We start from the raw sequence: 17051 nt of genomic DNA, 5'->3' as shown, positions 1-17051 counted from the left end.
CGATGACCGCGCCGCTGCCGATCAAGACCGTCGCCACAAGAGCTTTCAATGACCAGCGTCCGGGCACGTCCGGCCTGCGCAAGAAAACCAAGGTTTTCGAACAGCCGCACTATCTCGCCAATTTCGTCCAGTCGATCTTTTCGTCGCTGGAAGGTTTTGAGGGCAAGGCGCTGGTGGTCGGCGGCGACGGCCGTTATTTCAACCGCGAGGCCATCCAGATCATATTGAAGATGGCGGTCGCCAACGGGTTTGGCGAAATCATCGTCGGGCGCGCCGGAATTTTGTCCACTCCCGCCGCGTCGGCCGTGATCCGCCACGAAAAAGCCTTCGGCGGCATCGTGCTTTCGGCGAGCCACAATCCTGGCGGCCCCGACGCTGATTTCGGCATCAAATACAATATTTCGGCTGGCGGCCCGGCCCCCGAAAAGATCACCGAAGCCATTTTCGCCCACAGCAAGGTGATCGAGAGCTACAAGACCGTCGAAGCGCCGGATGTGGACATCGATCATCTCGGCGAGACTTTTGTCGGCGCGACAAAGGTGCGGGTTATCGATCCCGTGGCGATCTACCGCGACCTCATGGCCAGCCTGTTCGACTTTTCGGCGATCCGCGCGCTGTTCGCCTCCGGTTTCACCATGAAATTCGACGCGATGAGCGCGGTCACCGGTCCTTATGCGAAAGCCATTCTGGAAGGCGACCTCGGCGCCGCCCCTGGAACCGTCCTGAACGGGGAGCCGCTGCCGGATTTCGGCCACCACCACCCCGACCCGAACCTCGTCCACGCCAAGCACCTCTACGATCTCGCCATGTCCGACGCGGCGCCGGACATTTGCGCGGCCTCGGACGGCGACGGCGACCGCAATCTGGTGATCGGACGCGGCCAGTTCGTCACGCCTTCGGATTCGCTGGCGATCATCGCCGCCAACGCCCATTTGGCGCCGGGCTATTCGCAAGGGATTGCGGGTGTCGCCCGCTCCATGCCGACCAGCGGCGCCGCCGACCGCGTGGCGAAAAAACTCGGAGTCGGCATTTTTGAGACCCCCACCGGCTGGAAGTTTTTCGGTAACCTCCTTGATGCCGGCAAAGTCACGATCTGTGGCGAGGAAAGCGCCGGCGCCGGCTCGAACCACGTCCGCGAAAAGGACGGGCTGTGGGCGGTGCTGATGTGGCTGAACATTCTGGCTGTCCGAAAACAGAGCGTGAAGGAGATTGTGCGCGCGCATTGGGCCGAATTCGGCCGCAACTATTATTCGCGCCACGATTACGAGGAAATCGCCACAGAGGGCGCCAATGCGCTGGTGGCCGGCTTGCGCGAAAAGCTCGCCAGCCTGCCGGGGCAGATTTTTGGGAGTCTGACCGTCGCGGCGGCCGACGATTTTTCCTACCTCGATCCGATCGACGGCTCTTTGTCGCAGCAGCAGGGGATTCGCATCCTGTTCGCGGATGGGTCGCGCATCGTCTATCGCCTGTCCGGTACCGGCACTTCGGGCGCGACCCTGCGGGTTTACATCGAGCGTTACGAGCCCGATCCCGCGCGGCACGACCTGGAGACGCAGGCGGCTTTGGCCGAGTTGATCGCGCTGGCCGGGAGCATTGCGGAGATTCGAAAGCACACCGGCCGCGACGCGCCGACCGTGATCACCTGAGCGGCGGTGCTTTTTCCCAACATAATCAATAAAATCTCAATACGACGCGCCGCCGACGGCCGGCGCGTCGCTCTCTTGGCCGGCGCGGCTTGGGTCGGCCGCGCGTCGCGCGCTTTATTAACCTCTCGTTAACGCCTTGCATTATGCTCAGACTGAGTATATGTAGGAACCATGACGCCGTTTAGACGGCGTATTTTTGGGTGCGTGTTATGCTCAACATGAGCATAAGGGGGGTAAGCGTCATGCAGGCCACTTCAGCCAAAGCCGTCCTCGGATCGCCCGCGATCGCCCTCGACGCCGAACCGCGCCGCGAGCGGAAATTCGCCCCCGTGGCCCTGCCCAATCTCGCGTGGACGCCGGAAGTCGCCCGCGAAACCGCGCATCTCTACGAGAAGGTCAAGGCGATCATCCCGCCGATCGAATGGCCGTTCCATGCGCCCTATGTGAAGGCGATCAACGAGCTGAAGAAGCAGCGCAACGCCGTCATCCTCGCGCATAACTACCAGACGCCGGAGATTTACAATTGCGTCGCCGACGTCGTTGGCGACAGCCTGCAGCTCGCCCGCATCGCGGAGCAGTCGGAAGCCGACGTGATCGTGCAGGGCGGCGTGCATTTCATGGCCGAGACGTCAAAGATTCTCAGCCCGGAAAAAACCGTGCTCATCCCCGACAGCAAGGCTGGCTGCTCGCTCGCCGCGTCCATTACGGGCGAGGACGTGCGCGCGCTCAAGCGCAAATATCCGGGCGTGCCGGTTGTGGCCTATGTCAACACCTCGGCTGAGGTGAAGGCCGAGGTGGACATTTGCTGCACCTCGTCCAATGCGGTGAAGATTGTCGAGAGCCTGGGCGTGGACACCGTCATCATGGTTCCCGACAGATTCCTCGCCGCGAACATTGCGCGCCAGACGCGGGTCAAAATTATCGCCTGGCATGGCGCCTGCGAAGTCCACGAGCGTTTCACGCCCGAGGAACTGCAGGCCTATCGCGAGGCCGAACCGGGCATCGAATTGATCGCCCATCCCGAATGCCCGCCTGAGGTCGTGGATGTCTGCGATTTCTCGGGCTCCACGGCGGCGATGATCGACTATGTGAAGACGCGCCGGCCGAAAAAAGTCCTGTTGGTCACCGAATGCTCGATGGCCGACAATGTCGCGGCGGAGACGCCCGGGGTGGAGTTCATCCGCCCCTGCAACCTCTGCCCGCACATGAAGCGCATCACCCTGCCGAAGATCCTCGACAGCCTTGTCTACATGCGCGAGGAGGTGGTCATTGACCCCGCACTCGCCGCCCGCGCCCGCCGGTCGGTGGAGCGGATGATCGCGGTCAAATAGGCCGTTCGGGAGGGCGTCATGCCCAGGTCTGATATTCTCATCGTCGGCGGCGGGCTCGCCGGGCTTTTTTGCGCGCTCAAACTCGCGCCGGAGCCGGTGACCCTGCTGGTCGCGGCGCCTTTGGGCGAGGGCTCGTCCTCGGCCTGGGCGCAAGGCGGCGTCGCCGCCGCCGTGCTGCCCAGCGACAGCCCGGAAATGCACGCGAAAGACACGGAGGTCGCGGGCGCCGGCATTGTCGATGCGGACCTCGCCCTGTCGGTCGCGCGCGAGGCCCGCGCCCGCGTCAACGATTTGCTGGCTTTTGGCGCGCCCTTCGACCGCGATGCTTCCGGCGCGCTGCTTCCCTCGCAGGAGGCCGCCCATTCGGCGCGGCGCATCGTGCGGGTGAAGGGCGACGGCGCCGGCGCGGCGATCATGGCCGCGCTCATCGCAAAAGTGCGCGCCACGCCGTCGATCAACGTGGTCGAGGGATTTGTCGCGGAAGACCTCATCGTTCAGGACGGCCGCGTCGCCGGCGTCTTCGCCCGTGACGCGCAGGGCGCGTACAAAGCCTTTACCGCGCGCGCCACGATTTTGGCGACCGGCGGAATCGGCGCGCTCTACGCGCTGACCACCAATCCGCCGCAGGCGACGGGAGCGGCGCTGGCCATGGGCGCGCGCGCCGGGGCGCGGATCGCCGACGCCGAATTCGTGCAGTTCCACCCCACCGCCATCGACATCGGCCGCGATCCCGCGCCGCTCGCCACCGAAGCCCTGCGCGGCGAGGGGGCGATTCTCGTCAATCGCGCGGGAAAGCGGTTCATGCCGGCGCTGCACAAGGACGCGGAACTGGCGCCCCGCGACGTCGTCGCGCGCGGCGTGTTTGCCGAAGTCGCCAGCGGGCGCGGCGCTTTCCTCGACGCCACCAAGGCGGTCGGCGCCGCTTTCGTCGAAAAATTCCCGAATGTCGCGAGCGCCTGCCTCGAAGCCGGCATCGACCCGGCGACGCAGCCGATCCCCGTTGCGCCGGCCGAGCATTACCATATGGGCGGGCTGTGGACAGACGCGCGCGGCCGCACCACGCTGCCCGGCCTGTGGGCGGCGGGCGAAAGCGGCTCGACCGGCCTGCACGGCGGCAACCGGTTGGCCTCCAACAGCCTTTTGGAGGCCGTGGTTTTCGCCGCCCGCGCCGCCGAGGACGTCAAGACCGCCCTGGCCGAGCTGCCGGCGCCAAAGACTCCGACGCATGCGCCCCGCGCCGTCGCGCCCGATGCCGCCGGCGCCCGCGAAATCCGCGAGATCATGCAGCGCCATGTCGGCGTGCTGCGCGACGAAAAGGGTTTGCGCAATGCCGTCGTCCGGCTGCTGCGCTTGCGCGAAAAAGCCGTCGCTTGCGAAAATCTTGACCTGCGCAATCGCGCCGAGGCGGCGCTGCTGATCGCCGCCGCCGCCTATGATCGTCGCGAAAGCCGGGGCGGGCATTTTCGCACCGACTATCCGCAGGCCGATCCGAAGCAGGCGCACCGCTCCAGCCTCACGCTGGACGAAGCGCTCGCCCTCGCCAAAACCCTTGTCCGCGAAGAGAAATCCCATGTCCTTGCCCGTGCTTAATCCCCTCATCGTCGAACAGGCGGTTCGCGCCGCCCTCGATGAGGATTTTGGCCGCGCCGGCGACATCACCTCGCAGGCCACCATTCCGGCCGAAGCCCGCGCCCGCGCCGTGATCGCCGCGCGGAAAAAGCCGGGCGTGCTGGCCGGGCTCGATCTGGCGAAAAAGGCGTTCGAACTGGTCGATCCCACCCTGACTTTCGAGGCCCTGGCCGGGGACGGCGATCATCTCGCCCCCGGCGCCATCGTCGCCCGCATCGAGGGCTCCGCGAGGGGCATTTTGTCCGCGGAGCGGGTGGCGCTTAATTTTCTCGGACGCCTGTGCGGCGTGGCCACCCTGACCTCGCACTATGCGCAGGCCATCGCCCACACCAAGGCGAAAATCTGCTGCACGCGCAAAACCACGCCGGGTTTGCGCGCGTTTGAAAAATACGCGGTGCGCTGCGGCGGCGGCATGAACCATCGATTCGGCCTCGACGACGCCGTCCTGATCAAGGACAACCATATCGCCGTGGCGGGCGGCGTCGTGCCCGCTCTGCGCGCGGCCAAAAATTTTGTCGGCCATCTCGTCAAGATCGAGATCGAGGTCGACACGCTCGACCAGCTTCAAGAGGTTTTGGCGGAAGGCGCTGATGTCGTGCTGCTCGACAACATGACGACCGACCAGTTGCACGACGCCGTCAAAATGATTGGCGGCCGCATGCGCAGCGAAGCCTCGGGCGGGGTCGCGCTCGGCGCGGTGAAGGACATCGCCGAGACCGGAGTCGATCTGATTTCAGCGGGCGCGCTGACCCATTCCGCGCCGACGCTCGACCTCGGCCTCGACATAGAAATGACCTGAGCGCCCTTGTGCTTCGGGCGCAAAATCGCCATCTTGAGCTGCGATTGCTTCGTTTCGCGACGCGCCCCACCGTGCGCAAAGCCGCCAGAAAGTTCATTCGTGCCCAAAACCTCCCTTACGCCCTCGCGTGGCCGCAGACTTGGTCTGTTGGCGGTTTCGCTGCTTTTCCTTGGTTCTGGGCTGGTCCAGGCGCGTGAATCGGTTTCGTTGTCCGACCCCTTCGAGGTCAGCGACAGCCCGGCCGGCAATTATCTCTCGGCCCGGGTGGCGGAGGCGGAGCGCGATTCGCTGGCGGCCTCGACCTTCGCCCGCGAAACCCTGCGCGCCGACCCGCAAAATCTCGAACTGATCGAGCGCGCCTTTGTCGCCACGCTGCTCAACGGCGACATGCCCGACTGTTTCGCTTTGGCGCAAAAACTTGTGGCGCGCGACCCGAAGAATGGCACGGCGCGGCTGGCCCTGGCCGTGCGCGACATCAAGGCGCGCAATTTCGCTTCTGCGCGCAAGCACCTCAACAGCAGCGGCAACCTGCGCCAGCGCGATCTCACCGCGATCCTGCTGGACGCCTGGACCTATGTGGGCGGGGGCGACGCCAAGCGCGGCGTGGCGCTGGTCGACACGTTGTCGGAATCCAACCTGGCCGTGTTCCGCGATTTCCACGCGGGACTCATGCTTGATGTCTCCGGCAATGTCGAAGAGGCGGGCAAGCGCTTCGCGGCGGCCTATGCGGTCGACCAGAACACCTTGCGCCTGGTGGACGCCTATGCGCGCAACCTTTCGCGCCAGGGCAAGACCGACGAGGCCAAGGCCGCCTATACCGCCTATCAGAAAATTCAGCCGCGCCAGCCCATGGTGAAGGCGGCGCTGCGCGATCTCGAAGCCGGTCGCAAGCTCGATCCGCTGGTCAAAGACGTGGGCGGCGGCGCGGCCGAAGTGCTTTATGGCCTCGGCGCCTATGGCCTCGGCTCCTCCGGCGGCCGCCAGGGGGATGAAGTCGCCGCCACTGTTTTCCTGCGGCTGGCGCTGGCGCTCTCGCCCGCCCATGAACTCGCGATCGATACGCTCGGCGAGGCCTACAGCCGGTTGAAGCAATACCGCACCGCCATCGAGGTGTATGACGAGACGCCGGAAAACGGCCCGATGCGGACCACCGCGGACATCCGCATCGCGCTGCTGCTCGACGCCATCGGCAAGCCCGACGAGGCGCTCGCCCGGCTGCGCAAGCTCAGCGAAGCCCATCCGGACAATCCGGAGGCGCAGTCGGCGCTCGCCGATCTGCTGCGCAACAAGAAGAAATATCTAGAGGCCGCGGACGCTTATACCCGCGTGATCGATCTGAGCCCCGCCGGTGAAAAGGGGCTGTGGGCGGTCTATTATTTCCGCGGCATCTCCTATGAGCGCGCCAAGGTCTGGAACAAGGCGGAGCCGGATTTCAAGAAGGCGCTCGAACTCTATCCCGAACAGCCGCTGGTGCTGAACTATCTCGGCTATTCCTGGGTGGACCAGGGCGCGCATCTCGACGAAGCCTTTAAAATGCTGCGGCGCGCCGTCGAGTTGCAGCCCGAGGACGGCTATATCGTGGACTCCCTTGGCTGGGCGCATTACCGGCTGGGTCACTACGATGATTCGGTGAAGCTGCTGGAGCGCGCCATCGAGCTCAAGCCCGGCGATCCCACCATCAACGACCATCTCGGCGACGCCTATTGGCAGGCGGGGCGCAAGCTCGACGCGCAGTTCCAGTGGAACCACGCGCGCGATCTCAATCCCGAACCGGATGATCTGCCCAAGATTTTGGGCAAAATCGCCAACGGGCTCACGGAGCCGAAGCAGCCGACCGCCGAGCAGAAGCTGGAGGCGCCGCCGGCCACGCCGAGCAACGGCGGATAATCAGGGCTCGCTGTCGTCGTCGGTCTGACCCAGCGCGGCGACCAGCGCCGTGTCTAAGAAACGCACGCATTCGACGATTCTGAAGTCCCGCCACTTCAGGCGATCGACGCCCTCGATGTCGGCTTGCGCGCCTGTGCCGCGACCGCGCAGCGTCATGCGCCAGGACACAAAGGCGAGGCGCGGCAGGTCCGCGACGAAATCGTCGATTTCGAAATGGACCATTTCGAAATCCACCTCGAACGCCCTGAGGGCCTCGCGGATCTCCTCCTTGCCGACGCGTAGACCGGCGGCGGGAATCAGCGCGCGTGAGCCCAGGATGCGGAAGGTGGCGTTGTCGTCGAACAGGGCCAGCGCCGTTTCAAAATCGCCGCGCGCGCGGCGCCCGTAAATTTCGCGACAAATGGCGACGAAATCCTCGCGCTCCATTTCAAAAAAATTCATCGGAATCCTTGCACGCCATCGAAACTCGCGCCACCGCGCTTCGAAATCGTGGCGCCAGTCGAGCGAATGAGCAAGAGGCGTGTAGAGCATTTTCAAGCGAAGTGGATGCCGGTTCGCGTGAAGAAAATGCGTCAAAACAAGAATCTAGAGCTTTTTCATGTTTCCATGAAACGTGGAAAAGCTCTAGAGCGGCCCAGACCAAAAAAAGAAAATAAGGGTCCGATTTCGGACCGATATGTCGCCTGGGCGCCGTTCAAGCAATACGGCCTCGGCGCCCACGCCGTTCAGTGGCAGGCGGCGGCGGCTTTGCCGAAATGGATGCGGTGAGAATCGAAAACGGCGCGTCCCGAGGGACGCGCCGTTTATCTCTTAGTTCTTCGCCTTGTCGACGAGCTTGTTCTTGCCGATCCAGGGCATCATGCCGCGCAGCTTGGCGCCGACTTCCTCGATCTGGTGGGAATCGTTGACGCGGCGGATGCCCTTGAAGCGGGCGGCGCCGGCGCGATATTCCTGCATCCATTCGGAAGTGAAGCGGCCGGTCTGGATGTCGTTCAAAACCTTCTTCATCTCGGCCTTGGTCTCGGCGGTGATGATGCGCGGGCCCGTGACGTATTCGCCCCATTCCGCCGTGTTGGAGATGGAGTAGTTCATGTTGGCGATGCCGCCCTCATAGATGAGATCGACGATCAGCTTCACTTCGTGGAGGCACTCGAAATAGGCCATTTCCGGCGCATAGCCGGCTTCCACCAGGGTTTCGAAACCGGCGCGGATCAGCTCGACCAGACCGCCGCACAAAACGGCCTGCTCGCCGAACAGATCGGTTTCGCATTCCTCGCGGAAATTGGTCTCGATAATGCCCGAGCGTCCGCCGCCGATGGCGGAGGCGTAGGACAGGCCGATGTCATGGGCGTTGCCGGAGGCGTCCTGGTGGACGGCGATCAGGCAGGGCACGCCGCCGCCCTTCAGATATTCGCCGCGCACGGTGTGGCCGGGGCCCTTGGGGGCGACCATGAGCACGTCAATGTCCTTGCGCGGCTCGATCAGGCCGAAATGGACGTTGAGGCCGTGGGCGAACAGCAGCGCGGCGCCGGGCTTGATATTGTCGGCGATGTCGGCCTTGTAGATGTCGGCCTGGAGCTCGTCGGGGGTGAGCATCATCAGCACGTCGGCCCATTTGGCGGCCTCGGCGACGGTCATCACCTTCACGCCCTCGCCCTCGGCCTTCTTGGCGGTGGCGGAGCCGGCGCGCAGGGCGACCGCGACATCCTTGACGCCGGAATCGCGCAGGTTCAGCACATGGGCGTGGCCCTGAGAGCCATAGCCGACCACGGCGACCTTCTTGCCCTTGATCAGATTGATGTCGGCATCGCTATCGTAATAAACGCGCATTGTTATTGCTTTCCGCGGTGAGGGACGGCCGGGCCGCCGGGAATTCATCCCGCACGCCTATAAATGCACAGCGCCCGCTCGTCAAAGGGAGCGCGCGCTTTTCCCGCCTGTTCCTAGCCGAATCGCGCGAATGCCGATTGGGGAAATCGCCCTGGCCGGGCCGGTCATGCCGTCGTTCCACGCTCTTTCCCGCACCCTGATGCGGCATGAGGAACTCATCTCGGCGGGGGGCGCGCCGCCATCACAAAAACACCACAGTTTGCCAATGCTTTATGCGATCCTGTCACGGAAACGGGCGTGGTCCCGCCGCGTTCAGCGAACTGGAGGAGAGGTCATGCTCATTCGCGTCGGAACGGATCTCCCAATCGCCTCCAGCGAGATCACGCCGCGTTCGCTCTGGCTTCGGCGCCGCGATTTCTTGGGGGCCGGCGCGGCGCTCGGGCTTGGCCTCACCGGAGTGGCGCGCGCGGCCTCGCCTTATTCGACGGATGAAAAGCCCAACAGCCGCGCCGACATCACCGGCTACAACAATTTTTATGAGTTCGGGACCGACAAGAGCGATCCCGCCGCCAAGGCCGGCCGTCTCAAGACAAAACCCTGGACGCTGCGCATCGACGGCCTCGTCGACAAACCCGCCGACTACGCGCTGGAGGATTTTCTCAAACCTTTTTCGACGGAGGAGCGGATTTATAGGATGCGCTGCGTCGAGGGCTGGTCCATGGTCATTCCCTGGCTCGGCTTTCCCCTGGCTGAAGCGATCAAGCGGGCGCAGCCGCAGGCGAGTGCAAGATATGTCGCGTTCGAGACGCTGGTGCGGCCCGAGGAAATGCCGGGGCAGCGCAGTTTTCCCCGCATCATTCCCTGGCCCTATCGAGAGGGGCTGCGGCTCGACGAGGCCATGCACCCGCTGACGATTCTGGCGACCGGCCTCTATGGCGAGCCGCTTCCCAACCAGAATGGCGCGCCGCTGCGGCTGGTCGTTCCCTGGAAATACGGGTTCAAGGGCATCAAGTCGATCGTGCGCATGACGCTGGTCGCCGAGCAGCCAAAAACCTCGTGGAACATGATCGCGCCCGACGAATACGGGTTCTTCGCCAATGTGAACCCGGAAGTCGATCACCCGCGCTGGAGCCAGGCGACCGAGCGGCGCATCGGCGAGGGCGGCCTGTTCGCCAAGCGGAGGCCGACGCTGATGTTCAACGGCTACGAGTCCGTCGCCAGCCTCTATTCCGGCATGGATCTGAGGGCGAATTTTTGAGGCGCGGCTTTCCCGTCTGGGCGGTCTATGCGCTCGGGTTTGTTCCGGCCGTGGTCGCTTTTGGCGGCGGGCTCGCCGGGACCACCGGGCCGGACCCCATTCGCGCGCTTGAACAGACGCTTGGTTTGTGGGCTCTGCGTTTTCTGCTCGCGGCGCTGTGCGTGACGCCCTTGCGCCGGTTTTTTGGCGTCAACCTGCTGCGCTATCGCCGCGCGCTCGGCCTGCTCTGCTTTTATTACGCCAGTCTGCACCTGCTCGCCTTTATAGGGCTCGACCACAGTTTTGACTGGGCCGAAATCACCCGCGAAATCCTCAAGCGCCCCTACGCTTTCATCGGCATGGCCTGCCTGCTTTTGCTGATCCCGCTGGCGGCGACGTCCAGCAACGCCATGATCAAGCGCCTCGGCGCGAAAAACTGGACGCGCCTGCACAGGCTGGTTTATCCGGCGGCGCTGCTGGCCGCCGCCCATTTCATTTTCGCGGTGAAAAGCTGGCCGCTTGAGCCGCTGCTTTATGCCGGCGCCGCCGTGGCGCTGCTGGCGGCGCGTCTGGCGCCGAAGCGCCGTCCGTCACTCGAACAGCCCCATGAAGCCTGAATAGACCCCGAAGGACGCGGCGATGACGATCACCGCGGCGCACAGGGCGGCGTACCATCCGCGCAGACGGAGAAATTCGGGCAGGCGCCGCGCCAGCAGATAGAGAAAGCCGAGCACGAACGGCAGCAGCAGCGCATTCATCACCTGCACGCCGACGCTGAGCGACACCAGATTGACGCCCGAGGCGACCACCAGGCCGCAGACAATCAGGGCCAGGGAATAGGCGCCATAAAACCACGGCGCCTCGCGCGGCGAGTCGTCGAGGCTGCATTTGACGTCGAGCATTTCGCTCAAGGTGCGCGCCGCCGTCAGGCTGACGACAATGGCCGCCACCAGCGCCGCGCCGGTCATGCCGAGGCCAAACAACAGTTTGCCGCCGAACTCGCCGAGAAAGGGGGTGATGGCCTCGGCGATGCGCTGCACGGTGTCGAGATCGGCGGCCTCGCCCGCGCGTCCCAGGGTCGCGGCGGTGGCGACCAGCACCGAGGCCATGATGATCTGGGTGAGCACGGCGCCGATGATCGTGTCGAGCCGCGCCGCAGGAAGGTCCTCGGGCGTCAGTTTCTTTTCGACGACCGCGCTCTGCTGGAAGAACACCATCCAGGGCATGATCACCGCGCCGATGTTGGCGGCGATCAGATACAGGTATTTGTCGTTGTGCAGCGGGATGTCCGTCATCTGGGCCGCCACGGTGGCCGCGTCGGGCTGCGCCAGCATGACGACGACGAGGAAGACCAGTTCGAAGGCGCCGATCGCTATGGCGATGCGCTCGACGGTGAGGTAGCTGTGCGACCACGCCATGACGATGAGCGCGGTCACGACAAGCCCCATGGTCACGGGCGGGGACAGGCCGAGCAGGGCGCCGACGCCGGCGAGGCCGGCGAATTCGCTGAGCAGGGCGCCAAGGCATGCGACCAGCAGGGTCGCAACCGAGGCCCAGGCCCAGAACCGGCCGAAATGGCGAAGAATGAGCTGCGCGTGGCCCTCGCCGGTGGCGACGCCGATGCGCACCGTGAGCTCCTGCACCACGAACAGGATCGGAATGAGAATGATTTGCAGCCAGAGGAGACGGTAGCCCCAGGAAGCGCCGCTCTGCGCGGCGGTGATCACGCTGCCGGCGTCGGTGTCGGCCAGCATCACCACCAGCCCGGGGCCGGCCACGGCCAGGAATCGCGCCAGGCGGGTTTTTTTGGTGGGCAGAGGTTCGCTCAGGACCGTCATTGCATCGCTCAAATCAATTGCGCGCATATTGCGCCGCGGGAGTGGGCGCTTCAATCGCAAAGGTTTAGCGCGGCTGAATTATTGGTCGGAGGACTCGCCGTCCGGGTCCTCCTCGGCCGGCGCGCCGGCGATGGAATAGGAATTCTTCAGCCAGCGGTGCAGGTCGACATCGGCGCAACGCTTCGAGCAGAACGGCTTGTATTTCGGGTTGACCGGCTTGCCGCAGATGGGGCAGGGGGCCGCCTTGTCCTTCTCCTTGGCGTCGGTCACACCGCCGCCCCCACAGCCCGCAAATCATGCGCGGGAAAGCCCAGGCCGTCGAGGAGGGCGCGCGTCTCATAGAGCGGCAGGCCGACCACGGCGGTGTAGGAGCCGACGAGTTGCACGACAAAACCGCCGGCGGCGCCCTGGATGGCGTAGCCGCCCGCCTTCCCCATCCATTCGCGCCCGGCGAGATAGGCTTCGATGTCGCGGGACGACAGGCGCTTGAAGCGCAGCCGCGTCTCCACCAGCCGCGAACGGTCGCGATCGTGGGGGTCGATGACGGTGACGCCTGTATAGACGCGATGCGCGCGCCCGGACAGAAGCCGCAGGCAATCCTCGGCCTGTTCCACCGTCTCACATTTCGGCAGGATGCGACGGCCGACGCAGACGACCGTGTCGGCGGCGACGACAAAACAGGGGGAAAGGTTTTCGCGCGCGCGCGCCACATGCGCGCCCGCCCGCGCCTTTTCCAGCGCCAGACGCGCCGCGAGCTTTCGCGGCGATTCGTTGCGGCCGGGGGTCTCGTCGAGGTCCGCCGGCAGCAGCGCGTCGGGCTCCAGGCCGATTTGCTGCAGCAGCGCGAGACGGCGCGGCGATCCGGAGGCGAGCGCGAGATGCGCGGGGCGGGGAGGGCTTGCGGCGAACAAGGGCGGCTATTTGAAGCGGTAGGTGATGCGGCCCTTGGTCAGATCGTAGGGCGTCATTTCCACCAGGACGCGATCGCCCGTCAGCACGCGGATGCGGTTCTTGCGCATCTTGCCGGCAGTGTGCGCGATGATCTCGTGATCGTTGTCGAGCGTCACGCGGAAAGTGGCGTTGGGCAGCAGTTCGCTGACCACACCGGGAAATTCAAGCAGTTCTTCCTTCGACATCGGGTTCCTAACATGGTCGGCCTGCGCCTCTCCCCCCTGTACCTTCGGAGGAGAAAAAGACGCTTGTCATCCGCGCGCAGGCCGCGCAAGATCAAAAGTCGCGGCAAAGTTCGCGCCTGCCCGATCTAGGGCGCGGCAGGACGTTCAGCGAGGCAAATCGCGCTGATATCCGCCGCGCTATAACAAATTGTGACGCGCCTGCCAATGGCGCGGGAGGAGCGTACGAGTGTTTTCGCCGCCACAGGCGTTATGTGGGTGTTTCTTGAGACGGTGGGGTCATGAACGATATCTTTGCCTTCAATCGGCGACTGGCGAAATCTTGGTGGGACTTGACGGAAGTCGGCCTGGCGGCGTCCCAGACGATCGCGGCGCGACTGCCGATGATCGCGGCGGCGGCGACCGGATTCGGCTCCCCTCACGCGCAACGTGAAACGCGGGAGATGGTCACCGAAAAGCTGCAGGCGACGGCCGAGGGATTTCAGGCCGGCGCGCTGCAGACGGCCAAGGCGACCTTGCAGGTGATGACGGGCCAGAGCCATCCGGCGGCGATGGCGAATCACATGTTCGATGTCGCGGAGGCGGCGACACAGCCGGCGCGCCGAAAAGCCCGCGCCAACGCCAAGCGTCTGTGGACGGAGGGCGGATAAGCCGCAGGTCGTGTGACGGAATTTTGCACGTCTGGCGTTTCGAGGGCTGGACAAGCGCGGATGCGCTTTCTATAAGGCCCGTGCTTCGGCGTTGAGCCGCAGCCGCCCAGGTAGCTCAGTTGGTAGAGCATGCGACTGAAAATCGCAGTGTCGGTGGTTCGATTCCGCCCCTGGGCACCATCAAAATCAAGCACTTAGTCAAGTGGTCTCTCTCAGCGTAGACAGTTTTGTCGCTGCGTGTAGACAGCTTTCTTCAGCCTTTGTTCTTCGTCTCCGTCAGCCTCAAGGTCCGAACTAGCCCTTGCGCCTGCTCCGGCAGTGCAGCGTTTTCGGAATAGCGCCGAGCCATGCTGCTGGTCTTCTGCCCGAGAACGTCCGCGATGGTTCGATCGTCCGCTCCGGCCTCTCTAAGACGGGTGCCAAGGGTGTGTCTCAAGCCGTGGGGCGTCAGGCCTGGAGCCACGACGCCCTCCTGCTCCAGCGCCTTCTTGAAGGTCCGGAAGGACGCGTTGAAGCCGGTCTCAGTCCAAGGTTGACCCAGAGAATTGACGGCGATCTGAACGGCGTCGCTCTTGGGTCGCGTTTCGAGCGCCTGGGCCAGGATGGGATGCACCGGGACCGAAATGGGAACCCCGCGCTTCGATGTGCGGACAGTGATTGAGCCGTTTCTCAAAGACGTCAGCGTCACCTTCAGAAAGTCGCTCTTTCTCAAGCCCGCGCACATCGCCAGCGCCAAAGGGAGCTTCAGTTGCGGCGGTGCTCGGTCGATCACGACGCGGCATTCCTCTTCGCTCCAGGGTCGATTCGGCGCGCTACGATCTTCCGCGACTTTGATCTTCTTCACCGGCTCAGCGAGAGGATTTGAGGCGATCCAGCCGCGATCGCGCGCAAATCGCAGCACGATGCCCAAAACGGTGACGGCGTAGTTCGCCATCCAGGTGCCGTGTTTGGGAAAGAGCTTTTGGTCGCGCAGCTTGAAGACGAAAGGTCTGTCGATCTTCGCAAGCGGCATATCGCGCAGCGGCTTCAGCACGGCGAACGCCCGCTCATAAGAAACCCTTGTCTTATACCGAAGATTGCTCCAATCCGGAGACTGCATGTATTCAGAGATCGCAAGCCCCAGGGTCCCAGGTAACGGCTCAGACGCCTTCACAACTTTCTCGATCTCTGCAAGCTTACTGAAGAACTCAGGAGATCCGAAGTCTGCGTCAATGCGCTTGCCGGTCTTCCGGTGGTAGCAATAGACGATTCCGGTTCCGGGGTGCTTGTAACGCTTAATGCCTCTTACGATTGTCACGGATTTCATTGTTTTGGTCCATTGCTGCTAGCCAGTCTCGTTCAACTTCATCTTGCACGCCGCCCATGCGGTCTATCCATTTGTCGAGCGCTCGTATGTCGTAGCGAAGATTGCGGTTGCTCTCCCCCAGTCTCAGGGGCGCCACGGGGCACACGGACGCGAACGTAGGCGCGCTGACCCCGCAATAAGCGGCGGCCTGCTCCTTCGTCAGCAATCTAGGTGTGATCGACACATGGGACTTCATCCTAATTGTAATAGTGAGCGCGCGACGATTTGCGCGAAAAAAAATAAATGCTGATATTTCAACAACTTATGACGAGTATCGGTCAAAAGTGGCATATATGTCACGGACCGAGGTCGAGCTTGGTGCGCCGACCAAGGTCCTGGGCGACCCAGAGCACGACGGCGTCGTCGTCGACGGAGTGGCGCAGGCGGCACCCAGCCTTTACCCCTTCTCACGCCCTCTCAAGAGCGCGCGGGACGCCGGCAGCCGTCCAGTTAGCCCCGCTCCTTCTATGCCAGCGCGGCATAGACATGGAGCATGAACGGGCCCGCGTCGGCGTCCAGCTCGGCGACGATGAATGGGACGCGATGCGACATAAGACCGCTGATGAAGTGAACATCGCGGTTCAGCCGTCCTCGACGAGCCGGAGCACGGAGACGTCGTCCTCGACATCGCGGAGCACGGCGACGTCGTCCTCGACGACCTAGAGCACGGAGACGTCGTCCTCGACATCGCGGAGCACGGCGACGTCGTCCTCGACGACCTGGAGCACGGAGACGTCGTCCTCGACGTCGCGCTCCGCCCTACAGCCCCCAGCTTGCCAAAGCCGCCGCCGACTCGGTCGGATTGTCCTTGATGCGATAAATGGTCTGCCGCGACAGCGACGTGCTCTTGGCGATCATGCTGACGCCGGCGCCCTGGCTCAGCATGTCGTGGACGCGCTGGAACTGCTCCGTCGTGAAGCTCGGCTTGCGGCCCAGGTAACGACCGTCCTCAGCCGCCTTGGCGTGGTCAATGCCGGCCTTCTGCGCTTCCTTGGTGGCTTCGGCCTGAGCCTGGGCCGTCGCCGCCATGAAGGCTATCAGCGCGTCTCTGACGGCTTGCTGCATGGGGTCTTTGGTCGCGCCGTCGAACGTCATGTTGTTGATGACCGTCCTGACAATGACGCCCCGGCGCATGAACTCGCGAATCGTGTCGCAGACGTCGGCATAGTTTCGGCCCAGGCGATCGACCCAGCGAACGACGAGCACGTCGCTGTCGCGCAGCATGTCGAACAACCGCCGACCCTCCGGGCGCTCGCTCAACCGCGTGGTCAGGCCGCTTTCGCCCTTGTCGGCGACAACCTCGTCGATCATGAACCCCGCCGAACGTGCTTGAGCCTCTTGGTGCTCAATCGTCTGATCGGCAGTCGAGACGCGGGCGTAAAGGACGATCTTGGTCATGGGCTCCTCAGGTCCGTTAGGGTTGCGTCCGTATATAGACGTGTCCGAAAACGGAAATCAACCCTTACGGACACACTTTCTTGAGCTTGGCCTCATGTCCGCTGGGCTATACCCCAACAGACACTACCGAGAAATTTGCGCGCGCGATTGCCCTCGGGTAATGGCGCTTCTATTCGCTTGCGACGAACGCCGAGAGATTCGAATGATCAAACGCAAACTCATTATCCAAGCAGCAACCTGCAGCTTATACCAAGTCTCGCTGATCAGAACCCATGCGCCCAATCGCGGAGTCCGATGGACATGATGCGCCACGGTTGGTCGACGAGCT

Annotated in this window: 17 protein-coding genes and 1 tRNA gene; 10 read left to right on the top strand and 8 right to left on the bottom strand. The window is 63.8% G+C overall.

Annotated elements, in window-relative coordinates:
- Nucleotides 1–2: 2 nt before the first annotated feature.
- The 5 genes from GJ654_RS18350 (at nt 3) to GJ654_RS18330 (ending at nt 7292) form a co-directional block, all read left to right on the top strand.
- Nucleotides 3–1646 (top strand): alpha-D-glucose phosphate-specific phosphoglucomutase, encoded by a 1644-nt coding sequence (locus GJ654_RS18350; protein ID WP_155447628.1) that lies wholly within the window; start codon nt 3–5, stop codon nt 1644–1646.
- Between the two features lie 242 nt (nt 1647–1888).
- A complete protein-coding gene (gene nadA, locus GJ654_RS18345; RefSeq protein ID WP_155447627.1) occupies nt 1889–2977 on the top strand; it encodes a quinolinate synthase NadA in 1089 nt (362 codons plus the stop codon).
- 18 nt (nt 2978–2995) lie between these two features.
- A complete protein-coding gene (locus tag GJ654_RS18340; RefSeq protein ID WP_155447626.1) occupies nt 2996–4567 on the top strand; it encodes an L-aspartate oxidase in 1572 nt (523 codons plus the stop codon).
- Nucleotides 4548–5405, top strand: coding sequence for a carboxylating nicotinate-nucleotide diphosphorylase (nadC, locus tag GJ654_RS18335; protein WP_155447625.1), 858 nt, complete (start codon nt 4548–4550; stop codon nt 5403–5405). Before GJ654_RS18340 ends, nadC begins: the two co-directional genes overlap by 20 nt.
- A 207-nt stretch (nt 5406–5612) precedes the next feature.
- On the top strand, nt 5613–7292 hold the full coding sequence (locus tag GJ654_RS18330; RefSeq protein WP_246664819.1) for a tetratricopeptide repeat protein: 1680 nt from the start codon (nt 5613–5615) through the stop codon (nt 7290–7292).
- Here GJ654_RS18330 and GJ654_RS18325 read toward each other — a convergent pair whose 3' ends face one another.
- Entirely contained in the window at nt 7293–7733 is a 441-nt protein-coding gene (locus GJ654_RS18325; RefSeq protein ID WP_196305613.1) for a nuclear transport factor 2 family protein, read from the bottom strand.
- 66 nt (nt 7734–7799) lie between these two features.
- Between GJ654_RS18325 and GJ654_RS18320 the strand changes: the two genes are divergently transcribed.
- The gene (locus GJ654_RS18320) at nt 7800–8060 is read left to right on the top strand and encodes a hypothetical protein (protein ID WP_196305612.1); all 261 of its coding nucleotides are present in this window, start codon (nt 7800–7802) and stop codon (nt 8058–8060) included.
- 42 nt (nt 8061–8102) lie between these two features.
- Here GJ654_RS18320 and ilvC read toward each other — a convergent pair whose 3' ends face one another.
- Nucleotides 8103–9122 (bottom strand): ketol-acid reductoisomerase, encoded by a 1020-nt coding sequence (gene ilvC, locus GJ654_RS18315; protein WP_155447622.1) that lies wholly within the window; start codon nt 9120–9122, stop codon nt 8103–8105.
- Between the two features lie 334 nt (nt 9123–9456).
- Here ilvC and msrP point away from each other — a divergent pair, with 334 nt between their 5' ends.
- Complete coding sequence (gene msrP / locus GJ654_RS18310; protein WP_155447621.1) at nt 9457–10380, top strand: protein-methionine-sulfoxide reductase catalytic subunit MsrP; 924 nt, start codon at nt 9457–9459, stop codon at nt 10378–10380.
- The gene (gene msrQ / locus GJ654_RS18305; protein ID WP_155447620.1) at nt 10377–10976 is read left to right on the top strand and encodes a protein-methionine-sulfoxide reductase heme-binding subunit MsrQ; all 600 of its coding nucleotides are present in this window, start codon (nt 10377–10379) and stop codon (nt 10974–10976) included. Before msrP ends, msrQ begins: the two co-directional genes overlap by 4 nt.
- On the opposite strand, the gene GJ654_RS18300 is transcribed toward msrQ, so the two are convergent.
- From GJ654_RS18300 to infA, 4 genes are all read right to left on the bottom strand, one after another.
- The gene (locus tag GJ654_RS18300) at nt 10950–12197 is read right to left on the bottom strand and encodes an NRAMP family divalent metal transporter (RefSeq protein WP_210350852.1); all 1248 of its coding nucleotides are present in this window, start codon (nt 12195–12197) and stop codon (nt 10950–10952) included. The two genes, msrQ and GJ654_RS18300, sit on opposite strands and share 27 nt — an antisense overlap.
- 78 nt (nt 12198–12275) lie before the next feature.
- Nucleotides 12276–12467 (bottom strand): DNA gyrase inhibitor YacG, encoded by a 192-nt coding sequence (locus GJ654_RS18295; RefSeq protein ID WP_264586306.1) that lies wholly within the window; start codon nt 12465–12467, stop codon nt 12276–12278.
- A complete protein-coding gene (locus GJ654_RS18290) occupies nt 12464–13108 on the bottom strand; it encodes a Maf family nucleotide pyrophosphatase (protein WP_155447619.1) in 645 nt (214 codons plus the stop codon). Before GJ654_RS18290 ends, GJ654_RS18295 begins: the two co-directional genes overlap by 4 nt.
- A gap of 6 nt (nt 13109–13114) precedes the next feature.
- Nucleotides 13115–13333, bottom strand: coding sequence for a translation initiation factor IF-1 (infA, locus tag GJ654_RS18285; protein ID WP_088522381.1), 219 nt, complete (start codon nt 13331–13333; stop codon nt 13115–13117).
- A gap of 278 nt (nt 13334–13611) precedes the next feature.
- Here infA and GJ654_RS18280 point away from each other — a divergent pair, with 278 nt between their 5' ends.
- Together GJ654_RS18280 and GJ654_RS18275 are read left to right on the top strand one after the other, a co-directional pair.
- Entirely contained in the window at nt 13612–13980 is a 369-nt protein-coding gene (locus tag GJ654_RS18280; protein ID WP_155447618.1) for a hypothetical protein, read from the top strand.
- 104 nt (nt 13981–14084) lie between these two features.
- Nucleotides 14085–14160, top strand: a tRNA-Phe gene (locus GJ654_RS18275).
- A 73-nt stretch (nt 14161–14233) separates the two neighbouring features.
- Here GJ654_RS18275 and GJ654_RS18270 read toward each other — a convergent pair.
- The gene (locus tag GJ654_RS18270; protein WP_155447617.1) at nt 14234–15286 is read right to left on the bottom strand and encodes a tyrosine-type recombinase/integrase; all 1053 of its coding nucleotides are present in this window, start codon (nt 15284–15286) and stop codon (nt 14234–14236) included.
- 798 nt (nt 15287–16084) lie between these two features.
- Nucleotides 16085–16723: a recombinase family protein gene (locus GJ654_RS18265; RefSeq protein WP_155447616.1), complete on the bottom strand. Its 639-nt coding sequence runs from the start codon at nt 16721–16723 to the stop codon at nt 16085–16087.
- Nucleotides 16724–17051: the final 328 nt, after the last annotated feature.

Source organism: Rhodoblastus acidophilus, from assembly GCF_009720655.1.
Lineage (GTDB): Bacteria > Pseudomonadota > Alphaproteobacteria > Rhizobiales > Beijerinckiaceae > Rhodoblastus > Rhodoblastus acidophilus_A.
This window is presented reverse-complemented; position numbering and strand designations above follow the sequence as displayed.